Source organism: Cupriavidus oxalaticus, from assembly GCF_004768545.1.
In the GTDB taxonomy this organism is placed as follows: domain Bacteria; phylum Pseudomonadota; class Gammaproteobacteria; order Burkholderiales; family Burkholderiaceae; genus Cupriavidus; species Cupriavidus oxalaticus_A.
In genome coordinates, this window is record NZ_CP038634.1 from 2,145,140 (window position 1) to 2,170,330 (window position 25,191).

22 protein-coding genes are annotated in these 25,191 nt (G+C 67.0%); 13 read left to right on the plus strand and 9 right to left on the minus strand.

All coding sequences use genetic code 11. The features are described from left to right. Nucleotides 1–17 precede the first annotated feature (17 nt). Both E0W60_RS09625 and E0W60_RS09630 read left to right on the plus strand, forming a co-directional pair. The gene (locus E0W60_RS09625; protein WP_135703776.1) at nt 18–1,478 is read left to right on the plus strand and encodes an amidohydrolase family protein; all 1,461 of its coding nucleotides are present in this window, start codon (nt 18–20) and stop codon (nt 1,476–1,478) included. A 2-nt stretch (nt 1,479–1,480) separates the two neighbouring features. After that, complete coding sequence (locus E0W60_RS09630; protein ID WP_135704022.1) at nt 1,481–2,188, plus strand: sulfite exporter TauE/SafE family protein; 708 nt, start codon at nt 1,481–1,483, stop codon at nt 2,186–2,188. Nucleotides 2,189–2,192: 4 nt separating this feature from the next. On the opposite strand, the gene E0W60_RS09635 is transcribed toward E0W60_RS09630, so the two are convergent. Next, a complete protein-coding gene (locus tag E0W60_RS09635; protein WP_135703777.1) occupies nt 2,193–3,230 on the minus strand; it encodes a LacI family DNA-binding transcriptional regulator in 1,038 nt (345 codons plus the stop codon). A 70-nt stretch (nt 3,231–3,300) separates the two neighbouring features. Beyond that, nucleotides 3,301–4,200, minus strand: coding sequence for a LysR family transcriptional regulator (locus E0W60_RS09640; RefSeq protein WP_133095397.1), 900 nt, complete (start codon nt 4,198–4,200; stop codon nt 3,301–3,303). A gap of 123 nt (nt 4,201–4,323) precedes the next feature. On the opposite strand from E0W60_RS09640, the gene E0W60_RS09645 reads away from it, so the two are divergent. Next, nucleotides 4,324–5,073, plus strand: coding sequence for an SDR family oxidoreductase (locus E0W60_RS09645; protein WP_135703778.1), 750 nt, complete (start codon nt 4,324–4,326; stop codon nt 5,071–5,073). 38 nt (nt 5,074–5,111) lie between these two features. On the opposite strand, the gene E0W60_RS09650 is transcribed toward E0W60_RS09645, so the two are convergent. From E0W60_RS09650 to E0W60_RS09660, 3 genes are all read right to left on the minus strand, one after another. Then, nucleotides 5,112–6,017 carry a YihY/virulence factor BrkB family protein gene (locus E0W60_RS09650; RefSeq protein WP_135703779.1) on the minus strand — a complete coding sequence of 302 codons (906 nt, stop codon included), beginning with the start codon at nt 6,015–6,017 and terminating at the stop codon, nt 5,112–5,114. Between the two features lie 108 nt (nt 6,018–6,125). Next, nucleotides 6,126–6,314 carry a YjfB family protein gene (locus tag E0W60_RS09655; RefSeq protein ID WP_115712842.1) on the minus strand — a complete coding sequence of 63 codons (189 nt, stop codon included), beginning with the start codon at nt 6,312–6,314 and terminating at the stop codon, nt 6,126–6,128. Nucleotides 6,315–6,449: 135 nt separating this feature from the next. Continuing rightward, the gene (locus E0W60_RS09660; protein ID WP_133095228.1) at nt 6,450–7,391 is read right to left on the minus strand and encodes a LysR family transcriptional regulator; all 942 of its coding nucleotides are present in this window, start codon (nt 7,389–7,391) and stop codon (nt 6,450–6,452) included. A 154-nt stretch (nt 7,392–7,545) separates the two neighbouring features. Between E0W60_RS09660 and gtdA the strand changes: the two genes are divergently transcribed. The 5 genes from gtdA (at nt 7,546) to E0W60_RS09685 (ending at nt 12,810) form a co-directional block, all read left to right on the plus strand. Further along, nucleotides 7,546–8,592 carry a gentisate 1,2-dioxygenase gene (gtdA, locus tag E0W60_RS09665; protein ID WP_135703780.1) on the plus strand — a complete coding sequence of 349 codons (1,047 nt, stop codon included), beginning with the start codon at nt 7,546–7,548 and terminating at the stop codon, nt 8,590–8,592. A 100-nt stretch (nt 8,593–8,692) separates the two neighbouring features. Continuing rightward, nucleotides 8,693–9,391, plus strand: a complete 699-nt coding sequence (locus tag E0W60_RS09670) for a fumarylacetoacetate hydrolase family protein (RefSeq protein ID WP_133095226.1) — start codon at nt 8,693–8,695, stop codon at nt 9,389–9,391. A 35-nt stretch (nt 9,392–9,426) separates the two neighbouring features. Next, a complete protein-coding gene (gene maiA, locus E0W60_RS09675) occupies nt 9,427–10,068 on the plus strand; it encodes a maleylacetoacetate isomerase (RefSeq protein WP_135703781.1) in 642 nt (213 codons plus the stop codon). Between the two features lie 61 nt (nt 10,069–10,129). Beyond that, on the plus strand, nt 10,130–11,356 hold the full coding sequence (locus E0W60_RS09680) for a 3-hydroxybenzoate 6-monooxygenase (RefSeq protein WP_135703782.1): 1,227 nt from the start codon (nt 10,130–10,132) through the stop codon (nt 11,354–11,356). A gap of 110 nt (nt 11,357–11,466) precedes the next feature. Next, nucleotides 11,467–12,810, plus strand: coding sequence for an MFS transporter (locus E0W60_RS09685; RefSeq protein ID WP_133095223.1), 1,344 nt, complete (start codon nt 11,467–11,469; stop codon nt 12,808–12,810). A 170-nt stretch (nt 12,811–12,980) separates the two neighbouring features. On the opposite strand, the gene E0W60_RS37330 is transcribed toward E0W60_RS09685, so the two are convergent. The 4 genes from E0W60_RS37330 to E0W60_RS09705 all read right to left on the minus strand — a co-directional run bounded on the left by E0W60_RS37330 (nt 12,981) and on the right by E0W60_RS09705 (nt 18,284). Further along, nucleotides 12,981–13,358, minus strand: coding sequence for a hypothetical protein (locus E0W60_RS37330; RefSeq protein WP_205751607.1), 378 nt, complete (start codon nt 13,356–13,358; stop codon nt 12,981–12,983). Nucleotides 13,359–13,581: 223 nt separating this feature from the next. Next, on the minus strand, nt 13,582–14,817 hold the full coding sequence (locus E0W60_RS09695) for a DUF2252 family protein (protein WP_135704023.1): 1,236 nt from the start codon (nt 14,815–14,817) through the stop codon (nt 13,582–13,584). Nucleotides 14,818–15,109: 292 nt separating this feature from the next. Next, entirely contained in the window at nt 15,110–16,528 is a 1,419-nt protein-coding gene (locus E0W60_RS09700) for an FAD-binding oxidoreductase (protein ID WP_135703783.1), read from the minus strand. Nucleotides 16,529–16,688: 160 nt separating this feature from the next. Beyond that, the gene (locus E0W60_RS09705; protein ID WP_205751608.1) at nt 16,689–18,284 is read right to left on the minus strand and encodes a PLP-dependent aminotransferase family protein; all 1,596 of its coding nucleotides are present in this window, start codon (nt 18,282–18,284) and stop codon (nt 16,689–16,691) included. A 160-nt stretch (nt 18,285–18,444) separates the two neighbouring features. Between E0W60_RS09705 and E0W60_RS09710 the strand changes: the two genes are divergently transcribed. The 5 genes from E0W60_RS09710 (at nt 18,445) to E0W60_RS09730 (ending at nt 25,151) form a co-directional block, all read left to right on the plus strand. Further along, on the plus strand, nt 18,445–19,800 hold the full coding sequence (locus E0W60_RS09710; protein ID WP_135703784.1) for an ArgE/DapE family deacylase: 1,356 nt from the start codon (nt 18,445–18,447) through the stop codon (nt 19,798–19,800). Nucleotides 19,801–19,878: 78 nt separating this feature from the next. Continuing rightward, a complete protein-coding gene (locus E0W60_RS09715; RefSeq protein ID WP_431189859.1) occupies nt 19,879–21,483 on the plus strand; it encodes an ABC transporter substrate-binding protein in 1,605 nt (534 codons plus the stop codon). 157 nt (nt 21,484–21,640) lie between these two features. Next, nucleotides 21,641–22,645, plus strand: a complete 1,005-nt coding sequence (locus tag E0W60_RS09720) for an ABC transporter permease (RefSeq protein ID WP_135703785.1) — start codon at nt 21,641–21,643, stop codon at nt 22,643–22,645. Beyond that, entirely contained in the window at nt 22,642–23,481 is an 840-nt protein-coding gene (locus E0W60_RS09725; RefSeq protein WP_116345782.1) for an ABC transporter permease, read from the plus strand. Before E0W60_RS09720 ends, E0W60_RS09725 begins: the two co-directional genes overlap by 4 nt. A gap of 32 nt (nt 23,482–23,513) precedes the next feature. Beyond that, the gene (locus tag E0W60_RS09730) at nt 23,514–25,151 is read left to right on the plus strand and encodes an ABC transporter ATP-binding protein (RefSeq protein ID WP_135703786.1); all 1,638 of its coding nucleotides are present in this window, start codon (nt 23,514–23,516) and stop codon (nt 25,149–25,151) included. Nucleotides 25,152–25,191 lie beyond the last annotated feature (40 nt).

The following is a 25,191-nucleotide window of genomic DNA, read 5'->3' on the forward strand; positions in this document are numbered from 1 at the left end:
CCGCTTCCTCGATTGCAATGACTCGATACGATGCAACCCTGCCGGCCTGGCCCGGCGAAAATGCGCCGGCCCTGCAGCCGGACCTGTTCAGGCAACCCCGCATCCTGCTGCCGGAATGGACGCTGCTGCGCGAGGGCGCAGTGCGCGGGCAAGCGGTGGTGGTGGAGGAGGGCCGCTTCACGGCCGTGGGCAGCGCCGATGAGGTCAAGGCGCGCTTCCCGGAACTGGAAACCCTGCCGCTGCCGCGCATGCTGCTGATGCCGGGCATGATCGACACGCACCATCACCTGACCCAGTCCTTTGGCAAGTCGCTGGTGTTCGGCGAGCCGTCGGAGATTTTCCGCCGGGTGTGGGTACCGCTGGAGGGCAGCCTGACGACGGAGCACCTGTACCTGTCGTCCAAGCTGGCCGCACTGGAATCGCTGCGCGGCGGCTTTACCACCGTGGTCGATGCCGGCACGCGCAGCGACGCGGGGCTGGATGCGATCGCGCGCGCGGTCACCGATGCCGGCGTGCGCTGCGTGCTGGGCCTGATCTGCAACGACAAGCCGGGCGCCGAAACGCTCGACGCCGCGCCGATCCTGCGCCGCGCCGCCGCGCACCTCGACAAGTACGCCGGCGACCCGCTGGTGGCGCCGTCGCTGGCAATCTCGATCCCCGAGGTGGCCTCCGACGCGATGCTGCACCACGTCTACCAGCTCTGCGCCGAGTCCGGCCGGATCTTCCAGACCCACGCCAACGAGCACCTGGCGGCGGTGGAGCGCTCGCTCAACGCCTGCGGCCGCCGGCCCATCGAACACCTGGCCGCGGTCGGCGCGCTGGGCCCGGCGGCGCTGCTGGCGCATGCCACGCTGGTGACGCCGCACGAGATCCGGCTGCTCGCCGATACCGGCGCGGCGGTGGCCTACAACCCCGTGGCCAGCGCCTGGAAGGGCAACGCGGTAGCGCCCGCCGAAACCATGGCGACCTTCGGCGTGCGCCTGGGCCTCGGCACCGACGGCACCCGCAGCGACGCTTTCCGCCTGCTCGACTACGCCGAAGCGGCGCAGCGCTTTGCCTTCGGCATCGGCGTGGGAGATTCGTCGTGCGGCGCCGGCTGGCGCTGGGTCGACATGGCCACGCACGATGCTGCCGAGGTCGCGGGACTGGGCGCGCTGACCGGCGAGATCGCCGCGGGCAAGCGCGCTGACTTCCTGCTGGTCGACCTGGACGTGCCCGAGCTGGCGCCGTCGTGGGACCTGACCTGGGAACTGGTGCGGCTGGCCAACCGCGACCAGATCCGCGCGGTCTTTGTCGATGGCAGCCTGCGCCTGTGGCAAGGCTGGCCCACCGACTGGGATGCGCGCGCGCTGATGCAGGCCATCCACGCAATCGCCGCGGATACCGTCGCCAACGCGCCGATCCGCAAGCTGCACGAAGCGGCCGACGTGCACCGCGCGCGCCATGCCGCCGGCGTCGCAACCGGCGAGGCAGCGTGACGATGGACATGACGTGGTTCAGCGTCGGCGTGGCGGTCTTTACCGGCGCGCTGATCCAGGGCGCGACCGGCATGGGTTTCGCGCTGATCGTGGTGCCGGTGCTGGCGCTGGCCGCGCCGGCGATGCTGCCCGGGGCATTGCTGCTGGCGATGCTGCCGCTCAACGCCTACGTGGCCTGGCGCGAGCGCCAGGCCATCGACCTGCGCGGCGCGGGCTGGATCAGCGCCGGGCGGCTGGCGGGCACCTTCGGCGGCTTGTGGGTGCTGGTGGCGATGCCGATGGCGTGGCTCAACGCGCTGGTCGGCGGCAGCACCATCGCCGCCGCGCTGGCGTCGCTGCTGGCGCCGGCCTTTACGCCGGGGCGGCTGACGTTTGCCTCGACCGGGCTGATCACCGGCGTGACCGAGACCGCAACCGGCGTGGGCGGGCCGCCGCTGGCGCTGGCCTACCAGCACGCGCCCGTGGCAACGCTGCGCGCGACCGTGGCGCTGTGCTTCCTGGTGGGGGAGGTGATTTCGCTGGTGGTGCTGGCGCTGAGCGGCAAGCTCGGCATGGAGCAGGTGTTCTACGCCGCTGGCCTGCTGCCGGTACTGGGCGTGGGCATGGTGGCCAGCCACCTGGTGCACCGGCGCATCAACCAGCGCATGCTGCGCATCGGCGTGCTGGTGTTCGCGCTGGTGTCGGGCGCGGTGGTGCTGCTGCGCGGCTAGATGGTCAGGCAGCCGGCGTAGACGAGGCCCGTATCACCAGTTCAGGAGCGGGCCCGGCGATCACCGTGCGGCTGCGGTCGCCGGACAGGTGGGCAAACAACAGCTCCACCGCCAGCGACGCCACCCTTTCCAGATGCAGGTTGACCGCGGTGAGCGGCGGCTGCGCGCCGCGGGCGCGGATGCCGTCGTAGCGCGTGGCCACCAGCACGTCGTCGGGCACGCGCTTGCCCAGGCTTTGCAGGTGGGCCATCGCGCCCACCGCGAACGCATCCACCGGCGCGCACAGCGCATCGAGCTGCGGCATCTGCGCCAGCAGCTGCGCGCAGGCATCGGCACCGCCGGCTTCGCCGCGTTCCTCGGGCGCCTTGACGATATGGCAGGGCAGGCCGGCGGCCTGCGTGAACTCGCGATAGGCGCGCTCGGTCTCCACATATGACTGCCGCGGCGCGGCGCCGATCATCAGGCCGATATGGCGGCGGCCGCGGCCGTGCAGGTGTTCCAGCAGCAGGCGCGCGGTTTCGGCCGATTGCAGGTCGACGCAAGGCACCGGCGTATCGGTCAGCGGCTCCCGCCCGATCGAGACGATGCTGACGCCGCGCTCGCGCAGCCGCGCGATATGCGGATCGGCGGCAATCGGCTCGATCACGATGGCGCCGTCGATATCGAGCGTATCGAGCAATCCGCTGGCGCCTTCCAGCGGCGGCACCAGCACCACGCCAAGCCCGCGGCCCATCGCCGCTTCCGCCGCGATCGCCGCCACTTCCATCATGAAGCCCAGCCGCGACGTCCCGCCCGCCACCGCGAACGGCATCGACGACAGCAGCGCGATGCAGTTGGCGCGGCCCGACTGCAGCCGCTGCGCACGCACGCTGGGCCGGTAGCCCAGCTCCGCCGCGATGCGCTTGACGCGCGCGCGCGTGGCGGGATCCAGCACGCCGCGGTCGTTCAGCGCGTGCGAGACCGTGGTCAGCGACACGCCGGCGGCACGGGCGACGTCGTGAATGGTGAGGCGGCGGGGGCGGTCTGGCGTGGAATCGGTCATGCCGGGTTTGAGCTGGGAATCAGCGGGAGCATACATCAGCGGTGATGGGCAGGTCAGCGGCCAGCCGGCACTATCCAAACGTCTCCGCATAAAGAGCCACCAGCCAGTCGACGAACACACGCACGCGCGGAGACAGTTGCCTGTGATGCGGATACAGTGCCGACACCGGCAGGTCCGGGCTGGGCCAGTCGCTCAGGACCTCCACGAGCCGCCCTTCGCGCAAGGCGTCGTCGACGTGGAAACGCGGCACCTGGATCAGCCCGCAGCCGCGCAAGGCGGCCACGACATAGTTCTCGGCATCGTTGACGGACATCCATCCGGCCAGTGAATACGACTGGAGTTGCCCATTGACGTGCAGCTCCACCGGATAGCCGGGCGCGCCGCTACGCGAGAAGAATTTCACGACTTCGTGCCGGGAGAGCTGGTCGGGATGTTGCGGGGTGCCAAACGCCTTCAGGTACGCCGGACTGGCGCACACGACCTGCGGCATGAGCGCCAGGCGCCGCGCAATCAGTGAAGAGTCTCGTGGCGTACCCGCGCGGATGACGCAATCGACGCCTTCCCGTACAAGATCCACCAGACGGTCGCCGCCGGATACCACCAGATCGATGCGCGGATAGCGTGCGCGGAATTCGTCGATGCGCGCCAGCACGATCTGCGTGGCGTGGGTACCGTGCATGTCGACACGCAAGACGCCACGCGGATTCGCCGCCACATGCTGCAGAGCCGACTCGGCGTCGTCGAGTTCAGCCAGCAGGTGGACGCAGCGCTCGTAGAACGCCTGGCCGTCGAGCGTCGGCCTGACCTGCCGCGTCGTGCGTTCGAGCAACCGGACCCCGAGCCGCGTCTCGAGCGCCTTGATGGCATGGGTGGCGGTGGCGCGCGGCATATCGAGAGCCGCCGCAGCGTGGCTGAAACTGCCCAATTCGACAATGCGGGTGAACAGTTGCAGGGAATCGAAGCGGTCCACGGGAAGGCAATTGTTGAGGCTGGTTGAATTGATATGGCGATTCTGCACCATTTATCTAGCAGAGGCGAACAACCACAATTGGCTTCAACGGCATGTCGCCTTGTCCCTCCTGGAGCCCTTCCCATGAACACCCTGACTACGAACACCAACAAAGCGGCCATTGTCACCGGCGGATCGCGCGGCATAGGCCGGGCCGTGGCCCTGCGTCTCGCGGCCGACGGCTTTGCCGTTGCGGTCGGCTATGCCGGCAACGTGGCGCACGCCCGGGACACCGTCGCGGCGATCGAAGCGGCCGGCGGCCGGGCCATCGCGATCCGGGGCGATGTCGGAAGCCCCGATGATGTAGCCCGGCTTTTTGAGGAAACAAAGGCGGCATTCGGCGGCATCGACGTGGTCGCCAACTGCGCCGGCGTGATGCCGCTGGCACCGATCGCGCCCGGCAGCCTGGCCGACTTTGACAAGGTCATTGCGACCAACTTGCGCGGCACGTTCCTGGTGCTGGCTCAGGCGGCCGAAAACGTCGGCGCGGGTGGACGGATCATTGCGGTATCAACCAGCGTCATCGCCAGGTCATTCCCGTCCTATGGGCCGTACATTGCGTCCAAGGCCGGCGTGGAAGGGCTGGTCCGCGTACTGGCCAATGAGCTGCGCGGGCGCGGCATCACCGTCAATGCCGTTGCGCCGGGACCGGTGGCCACCGAGCTGTTTCTCGATGGCAAGAGTGCGCAGCAGATCGACCAGATCGCGCGGCTCGCTCCGCTCGAACGGCTCGGGACGCCCGAGGATATCGGTCGCGTCGTATCGTTCCTTGCTGGCGAGGATGGTGGCTGGATCAACGGGCAGGTGCTGCGCGCAAACGGGGGATTCGCATAAGCCGCCGCGCCGCACCCCTGCAATCCTCGTGGCGCACGTCAGGTATGGAACTCGCCGGTGGGAGCATCCGAAGCAGGCGGCCGCTCCCAGCCGCTGCGCTCGAATTCCGCGATCACCTGCGCGCCGAGCAACAGCAGCGTCGCCGCGATCTCCAGGCTCAGCAGCACCACGATTGCCGTGGTCAGCGAGCCGTAGACCCGCCCCACCTGCGACAGCGTGGTGAAGTACCACACCAGCGCATGGCGCGAGATCTCCCACAGCACCGCGGCAAGCACCGCGCCGCACAGCGCATGCCGCAAGGACAGCCGGCCGACCGGCATCACCATGTAGATCGAGGTCAGCATCAGGATCTCGCCCAGGAAACCGAGCAGGTAAAGGAGCGTGGTGGAAAGCCGGTCGAGCGACCATTCATGGCCCAGTACTTCCACATGCCGTTCGCCGATCGCAATCAGCCCGCCCGAGACCACTGTCACCAGCAGCAGCCCCAGGCTCAGCACCGCGATATAGCAGTAAGGCAGCACCGCCGAGATCAGGAAATGCCGGCGCCGGATCGCGACGCGATGGACGAAGATCACCGACATGGCGTTTTCCAGCACGGTGAACGCCAGCGAACTGAAGAACAGCATCGTGCCGAGCAAGACCCAGCCGACCGTGGCGCGGGTGCGCAGGAACGACGCCAGTTCGGGCACCAGCGCGCGGGACTGTCCGGGCACGACCCACTCGAGGTAGCGTGCCAGCGTCGACAGCAACAGCTGCGGGTCGATCACATGCGACAGCGCGATCACCATCAGGATCAGCAGCGGCACGATCGACAGCAGCGCGTAGTAGGCCACCGCCCCGGCCAGCAACAGGCCCTGGTTCGCGCGGAACTGGACCAGCGTGCGCCACATGAAGCGCCCCGGATGACGGAGCAGGTCGCGGACGCGGGCGTCGAGAAGCTGCATGGCGGGCACCGGAGAGTGCAGGTGCCGACATTATGCGTCGGCGAGCGCCCAAGTGCCCGGCCCGCGGTGCCGCGACGCCCGCGCCGCGTCGGCTTGCGCCGCGCGAAGTCAGACCTTGACGTCGATGGTCTGGCCCAGGTGCGGCGGGTTGCTGGCCGCGACCGGCTGGGGCATGGCCTGCAGCAGTGCAGCCACGCCTTGTGCCTGCATGTCCAGCGACTTGCGCAGCATCAGCAGGCTGACCGGATCGGCGCCCGGATCGCCAGCCAGGCCGGCGGTAACGTTGGAGATTTCCATGAAGAGGGTTTCCTTGGCGAAGGTGGGGAGAGACGGCGGGATGACCGCCAACACCCAATGACGGCCGCGGCCGCCCAACCTTGAGCGCCGCGGGCACGGGCGACATTCCTATGGGTTATCCATGGGTTATCGCCCCTACGCCAGCGGCGCCTCCGCCGGCACCTGCTGTGCCCCCGCCGCCCGCCGCAGGCAGTCCAGCATCGCCGCCACCGCCGCGCGCGACTCGCCATCCGCGCGCCAGTACATCGACACCGAGCCGAACCCCGCCAGCCGTAGCGGCACGATGCGCAGCGCGCCCAGTTCTTCCAGCCGGCGCGCGGTGCGGTGCGAAGCCAGCCCGACCATGTCGCTGTTGTTGAACAGGGTCAGGTTCAGCACGGTGGAATTGCTCTCGACGCAGTCCGCCGGCAGCGCGCGCCCGGCGCTGGCGAGCGCGCCTTCCAGCGCATTGCGGATCGGCGTGCCGCGCGGCCAGACCACCCAGCGGTGGCGGTACAGGTCTTCCCACGCCACCTTGCCGCCCTGCAGCAGGGGGTGCCGTGGCCGGGCGACGAAGTGGATGGGCTCCATGTAGAGCGATTCGGTCCGCATCTGCGCATCCTGCAACTCCGGCGCCGAACGGCCCACGACGATATCCAGCTCGCTGCGCGCGAGTTGCCCCATCAGCCGGTCCATGGTGGTTTCCAGCAGCCGCACGCTGGCGCGCGGCATCTGCTGCAGCAATTGCAGCGCGGCCAGCGGCACCGTGTCTGCCGCCGAGGCCCCGGACGTGCCCACCACCACCAGCCCGCTGCCGCCGTCGCGCATGGCCTGCAGGTCGTCGCGGGCGGTGTCGAGCTGGGCCTCGATCCGGCGCGCGTGCTCGATCAGCGACTCGCCATATGGCGTGGGCCGCAGCCCGCGCGCCTGGCGCTCGAACAGCGGCAGGCCGATATCGTCCTCCAGGTCTTTCAGCCACTTGGAAAGCCCGGGCTGGGTGGTGTTCAGCATGGCGGCGGACTGGCTCATATTGCCGGTCTCGGCCAGGCTCAGCAGCATCTGCAGGTTGCGCAGGCGCAGTCTCTGGGTCCAATCCATCGGTGTGACCTATACGTAAAATCGTATCGATAAGATTAAAACTTCATTTCAAATCTTATAGGGCCGGGCGTATAACGACAACAAGACGGTGCGCACTCAAACAGGCACCCAAAAGCGCTCCCGAACATACCCGAGCACAAGTTACGGAGACAGCATGTCCGAGCACACCCCAGACCCGGCCCGCGTGGCCTACTACGAAGAAATCGGCCGCAGCCACATGACCCCGCTGTGGGAGTCGCTGCACGCCCTGGTGCCGCCGCAGCCGCGCCCGCAGATCGTCCCCGCCATCTGGAAGTACGCGCAGATCCGCCCGCTGGTAATGCAGGCCGGCGGCGTCATCAGCGCCGAGGAAGCGGTGCGCCGCGTGCTGGTGCTGGAGAACCCTGGCATCCCCGGCAAGTCCGGCATCACCTCCACGCTCTACGCGGGCCTGCAGCTGATCCTGCCGGGCGAGATTGCCCCCAGCCACCGCCATACGCAGTCGGCGCTTCGCTTTATCGTCGAAGGCAAGGGCGCCTGGACCGCCGTCAACGGCGAGCGCACCACCATGCATCCCGGCGATTTCATCATCACGCCGTCGTGGACCTGGCATGACCATGGCAACCCCAGCGTGGAAGACGGCGGCGAGCCGGTAGTGTGGCTCGATGGCCTGGACATTCCGCTGGTGCAGCAGTTCGACGCCGGCTTTGCCGAGAACTACCCCGAGTCGCAGCAGCCCGTGACCCGCGCCGAAGGCGACAGCTTTGCCCGCTTCGGCCACAACATGGTGCCGGTGCGGCACCGCGTGACCGATCCCACTTCGCCTGTCTTCAGCTACCCGTATGCCCGTTCGCGCGAAGCGCTGGACCAGCTCTACCGCAACGGCGAACTCGATCCCTGGGACGGCGTCAAGCTGCGCTATGTCAACCCGGCCACCGGCGGCTGGCCGATGCCGACCATCGCCACCTTCATGCAATACCTGCCCGCGGGCTTCCAGGGCAAGACCTACCGCAGCACCGACGCCACCGTGTACAGCGTGGTGGAAGGGCGCGGCACGGTGCGCATCGGCGATGCGCAGTTCCAGTTCGAGCCGCGCGACGTGTTCGTGGCGCCGTCGTGGGCGCCGGTGCAGCTCGGCGCGCTGGAAGACGCCGTGCTGTTCAGCTATTCCGACCGGCCGGTGCTGTCCGCGCTGAACCTGCTGCGCGAATCGCGCACCTGAACCCGACCACCCCGACTACCCTGACCAATGCCGCCGCGCGCGGTGCCGGCCGGCACCGCCGTGCCGGTGCTCACCCGACAGATCCCTGGAAGCCTTGAACATGTCCTACGTCTTCACGCCCCCCGCCACCGTTGCCATCCCCGTTGCCGGCAGCGATGACCAGTTCGCCGTGCGCCGCGTCTACTGCGTGGGCCGCAACTATGCCGCCCACGCCCGCGAAATGGGCTTCGATCCCGACCGCGAGCCGCCGTTCTTCTTCTGCAAGCCGGCCGACGCCATTGTCCCGGTGCAGGCCGGCACCACGCTCGACCTGCCGTACCCCGCGCAGACGCAGAACTATCACTACGAGGCCGAGCTGGTGGCCGTGATCGGCAAGGGCGGCTCGGATATCCCGGTCGAGCAGGCGCTCGATCACGTGTGGGGCTACGCCGTCGGCCTCGACATGACCCGCCGCGACCTGCAGATGAAGATGCGCGAGATGGGCCGCCCGTGGGAAATCGGCAAGGCCTTCGACGCCTCGGCGCCGGTCGGCCCGATCCACCGCGCCAGCGACATCGGCCACCCGCAGCAGGCCGGCCTGTGGCTGACGGTCAACGGCGAGACCAAACAGCGCAGCACCGTCGCCCACCTGATCTGGTCGGTGGCCGAGACCGTGGCCTACCTGTCGCAATTCTTCCGCCTGGAACCGGGCGACGTCATCTTCACCGGCACGCCCGAAGGCGTGGGCGCGGTCAAGGCCGGCGACACCATGGTCACCGGCGTCGACGGGCTGGGCGAATTGACCGTGCGCGTGGTCTGACTTCACGCCACGCACAGCACACAGGCAATCCGATCATGCAGCTCTACAGTTTCTTCAACAGCTCGACGTCCTATCGCGTACGCATCGCGCTGGCCCTCAAGGGCCTGCCGTACGACTACCTCGGCGTCAATATCCGCGCCGGCCAGCACTGTGAGGCGGAGTATGTCGATGGTATCAACCCGTCCGCTTCCGTGCCCGCGTTGGTCGATGGCGAATTCACGCTGGGCCAGTCGTTCGCGATCATCGACTACCTGGACGCGCGCCATCCCGAGCCGCGCCTGCTGCCTCAGGATCCTGGGCAACGCGCACGCGTGCTGGAGCTGTCGATGCTGATCGGCTGCGATATCCACCCGGTCAACAACCTGCGCGTGCTGCGCTACCTGCAGGACACGCTGAAGGTCACGCCCGGGCAGAAGGACGCCTGGTACCGCCACTGGATCGACGAAGGCATGGCCGGCGTCGAGCGGCTGCTGGCACGCCACGGCCACGGCAGCTGGTGTTTCGGCGATGCGCCCACACTGGCCGACGTCTCGCTGGTGCCGCAGGTGGCCAACGCGCTGCGCATGGGCTGCGACCTCGGCCGCTACGAGCGCGCGATGGCCGTCTACGCCCATGCCAGCGTCCATCCCGCCTTTGCCCAGGCCGCGCCCGCGCGCCAGCCCGATTACACCGCCTAAGCACCGCCTAAGCACCGCCTAAGCACCGCCTAACGCCAGCGGCGCAGGCCAGGAGACAGACATGAGCAGCACCCTCAACGCGACCAATAACGCGACCGGCAAGGTCCTCATCATCGGCGGCGGCATCGGCGGCCTGGCCGCGGCGCTGGCGCTGGCACGCCAGGGCATCCGCATCGAACTGCTGGAGCAGGCCGAGCAGATCGGCGAGATCGGCGCCGGCATCCAGCTGGCCGCCAACGCCTTCGCCGCGCTCGATGCGCTCGGCGTGGGCGAGGCCGCGCGCGGCCGCGCGGTCTTTACCGACTACCTCAGCCTGCGCGACGCCATCGACACCAGCGTCATCGCGCAGGTCGATGTCGGACAGGCGTACCGCGAGCGCTTCGGCAACCCGTATGCGGTGATCCATCGCGCCGACATCCACCTGTCGATCCTGGAAGCGGTGCAGGACCACCCGCTGATCACCTTCCGCACCAGCACGCGGGTCGAGCAACTGCTGCAGGACGATCACGGCGTCACCGTGATCGACCAGCATGGCGAGCACCACCGCGGCGACGCGGTGATCGGCTGCGACGGCGTCAAGTCCGCGATCCGCCAGGCACTGATCGGCGACGAGGCGCGCGTGACCGGGCACGTGGTCTACCGCGCGGTGGTCGACGTGGCCAACATGCCGCAGGACCTGCAGGTCAACGCCCCGGTGGTGTGGGCCGGCCCGCACTGCCACCTGGTGCACTACCCGCTGCGCGGCGGCCAGCAATACAACCTGGTGGTGACCTTCCACAGCCGCGAACAGGAAAGCTGGGGCGTGCGCGACGGCAGCAAGGAAGAAGTGCTGTCGTACTTCGAGGGCATCCACCCGCTGCCGCACCAGATGCTGGACCGCCCGACTTCATGGAAGCGCTGGGCCACCGCCGACCGCGACCCGGTCGAGCGCTGGAGCTTCGGCCGCGCCACCATCCTTGGCGATGCCGCGCATCCGATGACGCAGTACGTGGCGCAGGGCGCCTGCCAGGCGCTGGAAGATGCCGTGACGCTGGGCGCCGCGGTGAAAGCCGCGGATGGCGATTACGCCGGGGCCTTCAAGTTATACGAGCAGGCCCGCATCCCGCGCACCGCGCGCGTGCTCTATGCCGCGCGCGACATGGGCCGCGTCTACCACGCCAAGGGCGTCGACCGCCTGGTGCGCAACAGCCTGTGGACGGGCCGTACGCAGGCGCAGTTCTACGACGCGCTGCAATGGCTGCACGGCTGGCGCGCCGACAAATGCCTGAGCCCCACACCCTGGCTGTAAAGCACTGAACGCGGCCTTCTTTCCGCGCTGAAAACCCTGATAGCGAGCTGGCCGCCGACGAAGCCGCCGGCCCTCTCTCGCCCTGAATCTGGCAACAAGGAGGAGACACCATGCCTGCCAGCCAACCGCTCAACGTCACCGCGTTCATCGACCGCCAGCCGCTGTCGGCGTTCCAGGTGACCATCGTCGTACTGTGCTTCCTGATCGTTGCCGTCGACGGCTTCGATACCGCCGCGATCGGCTTTATCGCGCCCGCCATCCGCGCGGAATGGCAGCTGACGCCGGCACAGCTCGCGCCGCTGTTCGGCGCCGGGCTGGGCGGCCTGATGGCCGGCGCTTTCCTGTTCGGTCCGCTCGCCGATCGGTTCGGCCGCAAGGGCGTGCTGGTGCTGTCGGTGCTGTTCTTCGGCGCGGCCAGCCTGGCTTCGGCGTGGTCGCAAGACCTGTGGACGCTGGTGCTGCTGCGTTTCCTGACCGGGCTTGGCCTCGGTGGCGCCATGCCCAACGCGATCACGCTGACCTCCGAGTTCTGCCCGGACAAACGCCGCTCCTTCCTGGTCACCACCATGTTCTGCGGCTTCACGCTGGGCTCCGCCTTGGGCGGCCTGGCCTCGGCCGGGCTGATCGACGCCTTCGGCTGGCGCTCGGTGCTGGTCGCCGGCGGCGTGCTGCCGCTGCTGCTGGCGGTGGCGCTGGTCTGGATGCTGCCGGAATCGGTGCGCTACCTGGTGATGACCGGCAAGTCGCGCGAGCGCATCGTCGCCACGCTGCAGAAGATCGCCCCGCTTGAAGACCTGCGCAGCGCCACCTTCGCAATCAGCGAGCAGCGCGCCACCACCTCGCCGGTGCGGCACCTGTTCCGCCCCGAGCTGCTGCGCGGCACGCTGCTGTTCTGGCTGACGTTCTTCATGAGCCTGCTGGTGATCTACCTGCTGTCGAGCTGGCTGCCGACGCTGCTGCGCGGCACCGGGCATTCGCTGCGCACCGCGGCACTGGTCACTACCATGTTCCAGGTCGGCGGCACCGTGGGCGCGATCGCGCTGGGCTGGCTGATGGACCGGATCAATCCGCACTATGTGCTCGCTTCCAGCTATTCGCTGGCAGCGGTGTGCATCGCGGCGGTGGGCAGCTTTGCGTCCGAGCCGGTTGCCGCGGGCATTGCGGTGTTCCTGGCGGGGTTCTGCATCTCCGGGTCGCAGGTGGGTGCCAATGCGCTGTCGGCCAGTTTCTATCCGACGGATTGCCGCGCGACCGGTGTGAGCTGGGCCAACGGGGTCGGGCGCATTGGCTCCGTGGTGGGTTCCGTGGGCGGCGCGACGATGTTGTCTATGGGGCTGGGGATGCCGGCGCTGTTCGTGCTGGTCGGGGTGCCGGCGCTGGTGGCAGGGATGTCGATGTTCTCGCTGGGGGTGGTCAGGCGGGAAAGGGCGGCGGAGAGGAAGCTGGCGGTCTGACCTGGCTGCTGTCCTTAAATATAGTGCCGGGGCATGTCTGGCGGGACGGACTGTGGCATTGCAGACCTCGTCGCCGGCGAAAGGAAGCGTGCTTGTGCATGGTTAGTTCGTGCCGATGCCAATGACGGCAGGGGTTCCAGCCGCGCCAGCAGATGCTGGCAGACGCGCATTCAATTCCCGGACTTGCTGCTGGACTCCCGGCGCTCCTCCACATACTCCTGGCAGCCCTCAACAAAGGTTTGGGAGTCGCCGGTGCAGTCGTTGGGATCTGAGATATCGTTGTCCGCCGCCCAGTAGTAGCCGGCTTCATGCCCAGAGCAGTCCTGCGCGCAGCGGGAACCTGAGAAACTTTCACCGCCGGCTTCGGCCTGCGTCGGGCGGGGCACGTGAGTGTCGAACCGGCGTTTCATTTCAGCGACGGCCACGCCTTGGTCGGCCGCAATGGCTGGCAAGAACTGGTCTCGGTAAGTTTCCCAGATAAGAACTTGCTCTTCGGGAGTGGCCTTTTCAAATCCAGCCTTGGCTTTGAACTTATTCCAGTCAAGCACAGCAGGGGAACGTGCCTCGGCTGACGCTGCCGCCGCTGATGCTGCGGAGCCTGTTGCGCTGGATCGCGCTGGATCAGCGGGCCGGTGGTCACATGCAGCGAGGCAAATCAGACTCACGGCCAACAGCCAAGCGTTCATTTTTCCCCTCGTCCTCAATCTTCGATCCTGGCCGGGATCGCAGCGACCCAGCCGAAATAGCGATCCGCAGCAACAGTAGCGGAACTCAACGCCAAGACCGCAGACAACTTTTCGCATGCCGGCGGCAATGTTCCAGATAGGCGATCTGATGAATTGCCAGCAGCTCAATCACACTCTTCCACAGCCAGTTCGGAATATTCGTGGATCGCGACCGGGCGGAATGCATCGCTTTTCGCCACGCACGCCTGTCGTCTGCCCCTAGCTGGCGTGCGTGGGCCTTTCCAACGACCGCGCCCAGATAACGCGAGATTTCCATGGCCTCCCGGCGTGCGAGCTGCTCCATGTCGAGCTTCAGGTCCTGAGGCAATAGCTCCCGTACAACGACCGAACGTTCCAGGAGCCGTGCCGGGCACATGCGTGTACCAAGGAATGGCGAAAGATGAACGGCGCCGGCAACAACACGTTCAGCGTTGTCGCGAGGCATCTCTGCATTTCTGACCCGAGGCGCGGCGGCTGAAACGCCTTCCTTTATATCTATAAGGCACAGATCGTCCCCATCAAGCATCTCACCGTCGACGTCCAGCAATACGGCATATCGCAGCCGTCCAAGGGAACTGCAGCCTTTCACCCAGTAGGCGGCGTCCAGGACAGACACGTCGCATCCATTGAGACGACTTTTCAGGCACGTGGCCAGCGCGGCCAGCTTGCTTTGCTCAAACAACGCCTTCAGTGCCTTGCGCTCCGCACTGCCAAGGGGCCAGAATCGCCTGCCTAGCGGTATTTCCGGAGTGGTATCCCGGATTCGCTCCCGGGCAAGTTGCTGCGATGTCCGGTGCAAGGCTTTTCTTACCGTAACCTTGAGCGAAGGGGGCATTTCGCTAATGTCCTGGCGCTGCGCACCAGGGCCGAAGGCACTCTCATAGCCCTCGGCCAGCGCCTCCATCATCTGCAGTATGGTGATGCCCGGCAGATCGGAGCCGCGCGCCGCCGTGGCGAGAGACAAAGCCAGTCTCAGCACGTCATGGATGGGATTGCCAATGACAGTCTGGTCGAGATCGCGGATCTGGATCTCCACTTTGCCGTCAGCAGCGGCCACTGGGCCGAGATTTCCGGTGTGGCAATCTCCGCAAATCCAGACAGAAGGGCCCTCGGGCAGGTTGGAGGCAGCGGTTTCATTCACCCATTCATAGAAGCGTGCGGTGCTGCCACGGACATAGGCGTGCGCTGAGGCGGCCATCTTACGGTGACGCCTCGAAGTGAGAAGGGCTGTCCTTCTCCGAGCCGTCTTGGGCGGGACGAAAGTTGGCAATTTAGCCCCCATGAATATATGAGCGGTCGGTCGCGGCCCCAATTTGCCTTCGTTGCTTTCGTCCTCTGAGACCATCGTCGCCAACTGGCAGACCACCGGACAACGCTGGCTATGAATGGTGGCATCTCCTGATGCCTAAATGTGTTCTAGGCGAGCGTGGGTGATCTGTCTGTCGGACAACCTCTCACCTTCGCGTCGGCGCCTCGCTCAGCGAAAAGGCGCCACGCGTCTCGCCTGCCCAGCTCCCCGGAACACCCTGCCATGGCGGCAGGAAACGCTGGTGCGTGGCAAGCTTGATTCGTTATCAGCCCACGTCAATCACCCGCCCCGGGCACAGGATCAGGTTCGGATCCAGCGACCGCTTGAGCAGCCGCATCAACCCGAGCGCCTCAGGTGTGCGCGAATGCCCGAGGAATGGCTTCTTGTGCGTGCCGATGCCATGCTCGGCGGAAATGCTGCCGTCGAACTCGCGCACCGTGGGGTAGAGCACCTCGCTGATCTCATGCTCGGGAAAGTCCTCGGCCGTCGCGCCGGGAAGATAAACGCTGACATGCAGGTTGCTGTCGCCCACATGGCCGAAGTTGACCAGTTCGGCGTGCGGCCAGCGCGCCAGCACAGCCCCGCGCAGGCTCTCGGCGAAGCGGCCGATCTGGCCGATCGGCAGGCTCACGTCGTAGGCGGCATTGGGCGCCCACATCACCGGGAACTCGGCGACCGCGTCGCGCAGCTTCCAGAAGCTCTCGGCCTCCTTCTCGCTGGAGGCCACCGCGGCGTCGCTGATCAGGCCGGCTTCCATCGCCGTTTCCAGCATGGATTCGAAGGCCGCGCCATCCTGTTCGGCATCGTTGCCCTGCAGGTCCACGAGCACATAGAACGGCGAGCCTGCCGGCAGCGGCGCGCGCACGCCGGGCACGCGTGTCGTCACCAGTTCATAGAAATCGGCCCACATCGCCTCGAATGCCGAGACGCGGCCGGACAGGCGGCGTTGCGCATGGCGCAGCAGCGCCACCACGTCTTCGTAGCTGCGCAGCGCGCACACGGCGGTCTGCGTGCAGTTCGGTAGTGGTGCCAGGCGCAGCACGGCGCGCGTAATCACGCCAAGCGTGCCTTCGCTGCCGACAAATAGCTGGCGCAGGTCGTAGCCGGCGTTGTTCTTCTGCATCTTGTTGAGCGAGCTGACCACGGTGCCGTCGGCCAGCACCGCCTCCAGCCCGAGCACCTGCTCGCGCATCATGCCGTAGCGGATCACGCGGTTGCCGCCCGCATTGGTGGCGATATTGCCGCCGATCTGGCAGCTGCCGCGCGCGCCCAGTTCCACCGGAAAGAGCCAGTCCGCCGCGCGCGCGGCATCCTGCGCGGCCTGCAGCGTGGTGCCGGCCAGCACGGTCATGGTGCCGGCCTGCGCATCGATCTCTTCCACGCCGCGCATGCGCTCGAGCGACAGCACCAGTTCGCCGCCGGCAGGCGTGGCGGCGCCCGCCAGGCCGGTCAGCCCACCTTGCGGCACCACCGGCTGCCGGTGGCGGTTGCAGATGGCCAGCACCGCCGACACCTCGGCCGTGCTGCGCGGCCGCGCCACCGCGAGCGGCGGCTGCGGGTCCAGCGGCGCGTACCAGTCCTTGCGGAAGCGGGTTTCGATGGCATCGCCAATTTGCAGGCCGGCGGGATCGAGGACGCCGGCCAGTTCGGCCAGCAGGGCGGAGGGGTCTTGCACGGGTGCCATCGGGGTCTTTCCGGTTAAGGGAGTCGGTAGAGTTGCGAGAGCGGGGAAGAGGGCTCAGGGGCAGCGGAGAATGCTAGGGCAAGGCCGCGCACGATGATAAGAGCCAATCGGCGCCGGCACGGTGGCACCACGCCTCGCGCCCCGGCTTCACGTGCTTATCTTATGCACCGCTCCATGCTTCGTTGTTGATGCGCGCGCTGAACTCGCGCGGCGGCTGGCGCGTGCGGGCCAGGTGCTCCAGGGCAGGCTCGATGACTTCGGCAAGCTTGTGGAAGGCGGGGCCGATGTCGTCCTCCGGCACGCAGGCGTAGCCCAGCAGCAGCCCCTGCCGTGCCCGCTGCTCGTCGCTGTAGTAGCGCGACAGCGGACGTGCCGACAGGCCCTGCGTGCGCGCCGCCATGCTGATGCCGAGATCGTCGGCGCCCGGCGGCAGGTGCATCACCAGGTGCAGCCCGGCCTCGTGCGTGGAAGTAGGCCAGTCCTGGCCGAAGCGCTTGGCGATGGCCTCGCGCAGCAGGCCCTGGCGCTGCGCATAGCGCTGGCGCATGCGGCGCAGGTGCGTGGCGTAATGGCCTTCCTCGATAAAGTCGGCGAGCACCGCCTGCTGCATCAGCTGCCCCTCGCGGAACAGTTCCGACAGGCCGGTGGCGAAGTGCGGCGCCAGCGGCTTGGGCAGCACCATGAAGCCCATGCGCAGCCCGGGAAAGAGTGTCTTGGAGAAGGTGCCCATGTAGATCACCCGGTCGTGTTCGTCCAGGCCCTGCAGCGAAGCCAGCGGCCGCCCCTCGAAGCGGAACTCGCTGTCATAGTCGTCTTCGACGATCCACGCGCCGCGCTGCCGCGCGTATTCCAGCAGCATGCGCCGCCGGGTCAGGCTCATCACGGTGCCGAGCGGGTACTGGTGCGAGGGCGTCGCAAAGATAAAGCGCGGCGGATCCTGCAGCGTGGCGGCGTCGGGCGCGATGCCCTCGTCATCCACCGGCACGGGAATCACGTCGACGCCCGCGTTGGTCAGCAGGCTGCGCGTGCCCCAGTAGCCCGGGTCCTCCATCCACGCCTTGTCGCCCGGATCCGCCAGCAGGCGCGCGATCAGGTCGATGGCCTGGTGGATGCCGGTGGTCAGGATGATCTGCTCGGGCTCGCAGCGCACCGCGCGCGCCAGCCGCAGGTGCTCGGCCAGCACGCGCCGCAGCGGCATATAGCCGCCGTGGTGGGCGTAAGTCAGCAATTCCGGACGCGGATTGCGCCAGTGCTTGTTCAGCAGCCGGGCCCAGGTCGCATGCGGAAATAGCGAAACATCGGGCACGCCCGCCATGAATGCGCCCCATTGCCGGTCCGACGCACCGGCATTGGACACGAGATGCATCCCGCGCCGCGACAGATCGAAGCGGTTCGAGTTTTGCTGCACTGCAGGCACAGTCGTGGTGCCAATCCCGGCACCGGCCTTGTGCAATGCACTATGGTCGGGAAAAGTCTGCGAGACAAAGGTGCCACGTCCGGTCGATGCGGTGACATAGCCTTCCGCCAGCAACTGCTCATACGCGTACAAAACGGTATTGCGGGAAACACCTATCTCCGTCGCCAGCAGCCGCGACGCGGGCAGCTTGCTGCCCGCGGAGATAGAGCCAGCAAGGATTTCCTGACGAATCAGCTCATACAGCTGGCGGTTCATATGCGTCCCGTTGCGCTCCGCCTGCGTCCCCGCCGGACGTTCCAGCCGCTGCAGCAACAACTCGGACAGAATCGTTTCCTTCAAAGTGGCTCCAGCAAATATCGTGAATATGGACCTACCTATGGTACCAACGATCGTTTAATTTTCCATCCGTGGTCGGCGTCATCGCGAAGTTTTTGTCAGTGGCGCCCGATGCGTTGGCATTGCGTTCCCTTCATGCGTTCCCCTCGCCAGGAGAGTTTTCATGTCAGGTCCCGATTCCCTCACGGTCAGTCCGGCCTCCGTACCGGCCGCGGTACCCACCACCGCTGAACTCTCGCAGGCCGTGCGCGAACTCCTGCCCTATATGGTCGAGACGCTGTCCGGCTTTGTGGCGGCCAAAAGCCCGTCTGGCGAAGAGCAGCCCGCGGCGGACTTCATCGAAGGCGCGCTGGCCGAACTGGGCCTGGCTTCCGAGCGCATTGCGCTGCGCACCGAGGACATCTGCCACCTGCCGATGTATTCGCCCGCTTGCTGCCCGGATGGCGGCCGCTACAACCTGCTGGCGACGCACCGGCCCAGCCGCAGGGGTGGGCGCTCGGTGCTGTTCAACGGCCATCTCGACGTGGTGCCGACCGGTCCGGAATCGATGTGGAGCCAGTCGCCGTTCGCGCCGGTGGTGAAGGACGGCTGGCTCTACGGCCGCGGCGCCGGCGACATGAAGGGCGGCATCGTGTGCGCGCTGGCCGCGTTCAAGGCGCTTGCCAGGCTGGGCCTGCAGCCGGCCGGCGCGGTCGGCTTCAATGCCGTGCTGGAAGAAGAGAACACCGGCAACGGCGCGCTGGCCACGGTGGCGGCGCTGCGCAGCGCGGTCGGTGCCGGCAAGCTGGCGTCCTTCGACACCGTGATCATTCCCGAGCCGCTGGGCGAAAGCCTGATGAGCGCGCAGGTCGGCGTGTTCTGGATGTTCATCGAGCTGACCGGCAAGCCGGCGCACGCGGCCTATATGACCAGCGGCGTGAACCCGGTAGAGGCCGGCATCGCGGTGATGGAAGACCTGCGCCAGCTGGAGGCGGAGTGGAACCGCCCGGAACACCGGCCGGCCGCATATCGCGACCACGCCCACCCGATCAACTTCAATCTCGGCCAGATCCAGGGCGGCGAGTGGAACTCTTCGGTGCCGTGCACCTGCACGCTGGGCGTGCGCATCGGCTTCTTCCCGAATATGAATATCGACGAGGCCAAGGCCACGGTGGCAGCGCGCATCCGCGCCACGGTGGAACGCCTGGCCAGCAATCTCGAGCTGCGCATCCGCTATGAAGGCTTCCACGCCCCCGGCTGCGAATTCGATCTTGACGTGCCCAGCATGCAGGCGCTGGGCGAAGCGCACCGCAAGGTCAACGGCACGCCGATCCGCCGCGAGGCGACCACGGCGACCACCGATGCCCGGCATTTCCGCATCGGCCTGGAAACGCCGGTGACCTGCTACGGGCCCGAGGCCCGCAATATCCACGGCATCGACGAATCGGTGTCGCTGGACAGCATGGTGCGAGTGACCACGACGCTGGCCCAGTTCCTGGTGGACTGGTGCGGCGTGGAACCGGCCGGCGACGCGGCCTGAAGAAGCCGCGCGCAAGCACAACCGGCGCTGCCATCCCGAAGCCATCACCAAAAACGAGCCAAACTGAGGAACTGCCCGATGAACCGATTCACGATGCGACTGACCAAGAGCGTGCTGTCGATGGCCTTTGCCGCCGCCGGCCTCTCGCTGCTGCCGCTGGCATTGCCTGCGGGCCATGCCATCGCCCAGACCAAGGGCGGCACGCTGTCCGGTATCGTCCAGCCCGAGCCGCCGATCCTGGTGAGCGCGATGAACTCGCAGGCGCCGACCCAGTACGTCGCCGGCAAGATCTACCAGGGCCTGCTGACCTACAGCCCCGACCTGAAGCCGCAGCCGGAACTGGCGAAGTCGTGGACCATCTCGCCGGACGGCCTGACCTACACCTTCGAGCTGCAGAAGGGCGTGAAGTGGCATGACGGCAAGCCCTTCACCTCGGCCGACGTGGTGTTCTCGATCGACAAGATGCTGCGCGACGTGCACGTGCGCACGCGCGCGGTCATCAACAAGTACATGGCCTCGATCCGCGCGGTGAACGACAGCACCGTCGAGATCAAGCTCAAGGAGCCGTTCCCGCCGTTTATCTCGATGTTCGAGACCGGCACCATGCCGATGATGCCCAGGCACATCTACGAAGGCACCGACTACCGCAACAACCCGGCCAACCAGAAGCCGGTCGGCACCGGCCCCTTCATGTTCAAGGAGTGGAAGAAAGGCGCCTATATCAAGTTGGCGAAGAACCCCAACTACTGGAAGGCGGGCAAGCCTTACCTGGATGAGCTGGTGTTCTACGTGATCCCGGATTCCGCCTCGCGCGCCGTGGCCTTCGAGAAGGGCGACGTGCAGGTGCTGCGCGGCGGCGATATCGACAACGTCGACGTCAAGCGCCTGCGCGCACTGCCCAACGTGGAGTACACCACCAAGGGCTGGGAAATGTTCTCGCCGATGGCCAGCATGCTGCTCAACGAGCGCAAGCCGCCGTTCGACAACGTGAAGGTGCGCCAGGCGGTGATGCACGTGCTCAACCGCAAGATGATCGTCAACAACATCTTCTTCGGCATGGGCAAGCCGGCGGTCAGCCCGTTCTCGTCGACCACGCTGTTCTTCGACAAGAACATGCCCGAGTACGACTTCAACCTGAAGAAGGCGCGCGAGCTGGTCAAGGCATCGGGCGTGGACGTGGGCAAGTACCCGGTCAAGATCCTGTCGACCTCGTATGGCGCCAACTGGGACCGCCTGGACGAGTACGTCAAGCAGATGCTCGAGCAGCTCGGCTTCAAGGTCAGCATCGAGTCGGCCGATGCCGGCACCTGGTCGGCGCGCGTCAGCAACTGGGAGTTCGACCTGACCACCACCTACACCTACCAGTACGGCGACCCCGCGCTGGGCGTGGAGCGGCTCTACGTGACGCGCAATATTGTCAAGGGCACGCCGTTCGCCAACGTGCAGGGCTACAGCAATCCGAAGGCTGACGAATTGTGGGCCAGGGCCGGCTCGACCATGGACATCGCGGAGCGCCAGAAGCTGTACAGCGAGCTGCAGAAGATCCTGGTGACCGACGTGGCCAACGCCAACCTGTTCGAGGTGGAGTTCCCCACGCTGTACCGCAAGCACGTCAAGAACCTCGTGACCACCGCCATCGGCCTGAACGAGTCCTTCGACAACGTCTCGATCGAGAAAAACTGAGCGAGACCGGAGCCACTGCCCGCGCCTGAGGCGGCGCGGGCAGCCAGACCTGAAGCCTGAAATCCGTTGCCATCGCCGCGCCCCGCATGGGAACGGCGAGGGCCAGCTGCATCCCAGTGCCGCGGTGGCCAGCCCGGCCGCCAGCGTGGAGCAAGCCGTGAACTTTCTATCCTTTCTTGGCGCCCGTCTCGGAAAGGCCGTCGTGGTCGTCCTTGGCGTGGTCGTCATCAACTTCTTCCTGATCCGGATGGCGCCGGGCGACCCGGCCACCGTGATGGCGGGCGAAGCCGGCGCCGGCGACGCCGCCTTCGTCAACCAGCTGCGCGAGCAGTTCGGGCTGGACAAGCCCGTGCTGACCCAGCTCGGCATCTATCTGAAGGGCGTGGCGCAGCTCGACCTGGGCTACTCCTACCGCAACCACCTGCCGGTGCTGGACCTGATCCTCGACCGACTGCCCGCGACCTTCCTGCTGATGAGCGGGGCGTTTCTCTTTTCCATCGTGCTGGGCGTGCTGCTCGGCGTGATCGCGGCGCGCACCCGCTACGAAAACCGCCGCCGCTGGATCGACAGCGCGGTGATGTCAGGCGCGCTGCTGCTGTACGCGACGCCGCTGTTCTGGCTGTCGCTGATGGCCATCATCCTGTTCTCGGTGGTGCTGGGCTGGCTGCCGGCTTTCGGCATGGAGACCATCGGCGCCGGCTACACCGGCCTGGCCCGCGTCAAGGACGTGGCGCTGCACATGATCCTGCCGACGGTGTCGCTGGGCTGCTTTTTCATGGCCGTGTACGTGCGCCTGACGCGCGCTTCCATGCTGGAGGTGATGGGCATGGACTATGTGAAGACCGCGCGCGCCAAGGGCGTCCCGGCCGGCCGCGTGATCCGCGTGCATGTGCTGCGCAACGCGCTGCTGCCGGTGATCACGTTTGCAGGCATCCAGCTGGGCCAGATGGCCGGCGGCGCGGTGCTGACCGAAACCGTGTTCTCGTGGCCGGGCATCGGCCGGCTGATGTTCGATGCGCTGCTGCAGCGCGACTACCAGCTGCTGCTCGGCATTTTCTTCGTGACCTCGGCGATGGTGGTGTTCTTCAACCTGGTGACCGACGTGATCTACCGCTTTATCGACCCGCGCATCGCCGCGGGCGGCAAGGGAGCCACCGCATGAAAGCCTTCCTGCAACGTTATTGCCGCAACTATGGCGCGGTGATCGGCCTGCTGGTGCTGCTGTCAGTGCTGGCGCTGGCACTGCTCGCGCCCGTGTTCTACGAAGAGTCGCCGTGGCTGATGGTGGCCGAGCCGCTGGTGCAGCCGTTCACCGACCCGGCGCTGCCGTTCGGCACCGACATGCTGGGCCGCGACATCACCGCCGGCATGCTGTACGGCGCGCGGGTCTCGCTGCTGGTCGGCGTGATCTCCACCGCGGTGGCGCTCGCCGTCGGCATCGCCGTGGGCGCGGTCGCGGGCTATTGCGGCGGCCGTGTCGACGATGCGCTGATGCGCATCACCGAGTTCTTCCAGACCATTCCGCAGCTGGCGATGGCTGTCGTGATCGTCGCCATCTTCAATCCGTCGATCTATTCCATCGTTGCCGCCATCTCGGTGGTGTCGTGGCCGCCGGTGGCGCGCCTGGTGCGCGGCGAGTTCCTGTCGCTCAAGCAGCGCGAGTTCGTGCAGGCCGCGGTGGTGATCGGGCAGAAGCCGGTGCGCATCATCGCCACGCAGATCCTGCCCAATGCCATGTCGCCGATCATCGTGTCGGCCTCGTTCATGGTTGCCACCGCGATCCTGACCGAATCGGCGCTGGCCTTCCTGGGGCTGGGCGACCGCAACATGATGAGCTGGGGCTTCATGATCGGCGCGGCCCGAACCATGATCCGCGAAGCGTGGTGGATGAGCGTATGGCCCGGCGTGGCGATCCTGCTGACGGTGCTGTCGATCAACCTGATCGGCGAGGGCCTGAACGACGCCATGAACCCGCAGCTGCGCCGCCGCGGCGAATGAGCGCCCGCCTGGACTAGCAAAGGACCAAAGTGATGAAGACCAGCGACCAAGCGCCCCTGCTGTCGATCCGCGATCTTTCGATCGCGCTGCCCGCGGGCGGCGACCGGCCCTACGCGGTGCGCGATATTTCCTATGACCTGCATGCCGGCGAGATCCTCTGCATCGTCGGCGAATCGGGCTCGGGCAAGTCGATGAGCGCCAACGCCATCATGGGCCTGCTACCTGCTTACCTGAAGCCGGAGCAGGGCCGGATCCTGTTCAAGGGCCGCGACCTGCTGACTCAGGACGAAGCCACGCTGCTCGGCATGCGTGGCAAGGACATGGCCATGGTGTTCCAGGAGCCGCTGTCTGCGCTGAACCCCGTGATGACCGTGGGCGACCAGATCGGCGAGGTCATGCGCGTGCACAACGCCTACCCGGGCGAGGCGCGTGCGCGCCGCGTGCTCGAACTGCTGGAGTTCGTCGGCCTGCCCGATCCGGCCACGCTGATGCATGCCTATCCGTTCCGCCTGTCTGGCGGCCAGCGCCAGCGTGTGGTGATTGCGATGGCGCTGGCGCTCGAACCGGCGCTGCTGATCGCCGACGAGCCGACCACCGCGCTCGATGTCACCACGCAGGCGCAGATCCTGGACCTGATCCGCCGCATCCAGGCCGAGAAGGGCATGGGCGTGATGTTCGTCACCCATGACTTCGGCGTAGTGGCCGAGATCGCGGATCGCGTGGCGGTGATGGAGAAGGGCGTGCTGGTGGAGATGGGCAGCGCCGACCAGGTGTTGAACCGCCCGCAACATGCCTATACCAAGCGCCTGATCGGCGCGGTGCCGCATGGCCGTGCCGGAGAGCGCGGGCGCAACGAGAGCGAGACCGTGCTGGAAGTGCGGGACCTGCGCAAGACCTACGTGACCGGCGGTGGTCTCTTCACCAGGAAGCGCGTGGTGCATGCGGTGGATGGCGTCAGCTTCACGGTACGCCGCGGCGAGACGCTGGGAATCGTCGGCGAGTCGGGCTCGGGCAAGTCGACCATCGGCAAATGCCTGCTGCGCCTGATGGATATCGATGGCGGCGCGCTGATGTTCGATGGGCAGGACATCGCCCGCCTTTCCGAGCGCCAGTTCCGTCCGCTGCGCCGCGACGTGCAGATGATTTTCCAGGATCCGTTTGCCTCGCTCAATCCGCGTCATACCGTCGGTCGCATCATCACCGATGGTCCGGTCGCCAACGGCGTGCCGCTGGCCGCCGCGCAGGCGCGCGCGCGCGAACTGCTGCAGTTGGTGGGGCTGGAGGCCTCCGCGTTCGACCGCTATCCCAACCAGTTCTCCGGCGGCCAGCGCCAGCGCATCGGCATCGCGCGGGCACTGGCGCTGGAACCCAAGCTGCTGGTGGCCGACGAATCGGTCTCCGCGCTCGATGTCTCGGTGCAGGCGCAGGTGCTGGAGCTGCTGGCCGACCTGCAGAAGCGCCTGAACATCGGCCTGATCTTCATTACCCATGACCTGCGCGTGGCCGCGCAGATCTGCCACCACGTGATCGTGATGCACAAGGGCCGCGTGGTCGAGTCCGGCCCGCCGGGGCAGATCTTCGACGCCCCGCAGCACGCCTATACCCAGCGCCTGATCGGCGCGATTCCCGGCAAGGCATGGGACCCGACACTGATCCGCGCCGCCGCCTGAGCGGCACGGGCACCAACCACGTCGCAACTACAAAGATAAC

Coding starts and splice junctions, on each gene's coding strand:
- E0W60_RS09625 (WP_135703776.1), top strand. CDS start 18: ATGACTCGATACGATGCAACCCTGCCGGCCTGGCCCGGCGAAAATGCG.
- E0W60_RS09630 (WP_135704022.1), top strand. CDS start 1,481: ATGGACATGACGTGGTTCAGCGTCGGCGTGGCGGTCTTTACCGGCGCG.
- E0W60_RS09635 (WP_135703777.1), bottom strand. CDS start 3,230: ATGACCGATTCCACGCCAGACCGCCCCCGCCGCCTCACCATTCACGAC.
- E0W60_RS09645 (WP_135703778.1), top strand. CDS start 4,324: ATGAACACCCTGACTACGAACACCAACAAAGCGGCCATTGTCACCGGC.
- E0W60_RS09650 (WP_135703779.1), bottom strand. CDS start 6,017: ATGCAGCTTCTCGACGCCCGCGTCCGCGACCTGCTCCGTCATCCGGGG.
- E0W60_RS09655 (WP_115712842.1), bottom strand. CDS start 6,314: ATGGAAATCTCCAACGTTACCGCCGGCCTGGCTGGCGATCCGGGCGCC.
- E0W60_RS09660 (WP_133095228.1), bottom strand. CDS start 7,391: ATGGATTGGACCCAGAGACTGCGCCTGCGCAACCTGCAGATGCTGCTG.
- gtdA (WP_135703780.1), top strand. CDS start 7,546: ATGTCCGAGCACACCCCAGACCCGGCCCGCGTGGCCTACTACGAAGAA.
- E0W60_RS09670 (WP_133095226.1), top strand. CDS start 8,693: ATGTCCTACGTCTTCACGCCCCCCGCCACCGTTGCCATCCCCGTTGCC.
- maiA (WP_135703781.1), top strand. CDS start 9,427: ATGCAGCTCTACAGTTTCTTCAACAGCTCGACGTCCTATCGCGTACGC.
- E0W60_RS09680 (WP_135703782.1), top strand. CDS start 10,130: ATGAGCAGCACCCTCAACGCGACCAATAACGCGACCGGCAAGGTCCTC.
- E0W60_RS09685 (WP_133095223.1), top strand. CDS start 11,467: ATGCCTGCCAGCCAACCGCTCAACGTCACCGCGTTCATCGACCGCCAG.
- E0W60_RS09695 (WP_135704023.1), bottom strand. CDS start 14,817: ATGGGGGCTAAATTGCCAACTTTCGTCCCGCCCAAGACGGCTCGGAGA.
- E0W60_RS09700 (WP_135703783.1), bottom strand. CDS start 16,528: ATGGCACCCGTGCAAGACCCCTCCGCCCTGCTGGCCGAACTGGCCGGC.
- E0W60_RS09710 (WP_135703784.1), top strand. CDS start 18,445: ATGTCAGGTCCCGATTCCCTCACGGTCAGTCCGGCCTCCGTACCGGCC.
- E0W60_RS09715 (WP_431189859.1), top strand. CDS start 19,879: ATGAACCGATTCACGATGCGACTGACCAAGAGCGTGCTGTCGATGGCC.
- E0W60_RS09725 (WP_116345782.1), top strand. CDS start 22,642: ATGAAAGCCTTCCTGCAACGTTATTGCCGCAACTATGGCGCGGTGATC.
- E0W60_RS09730 (WP_135703786.1), top strand. CDS start 23,514: ATGAAGACCAGCGACCAAGCGCCCCTGCTGTCGATCCGCGATCTTTCG.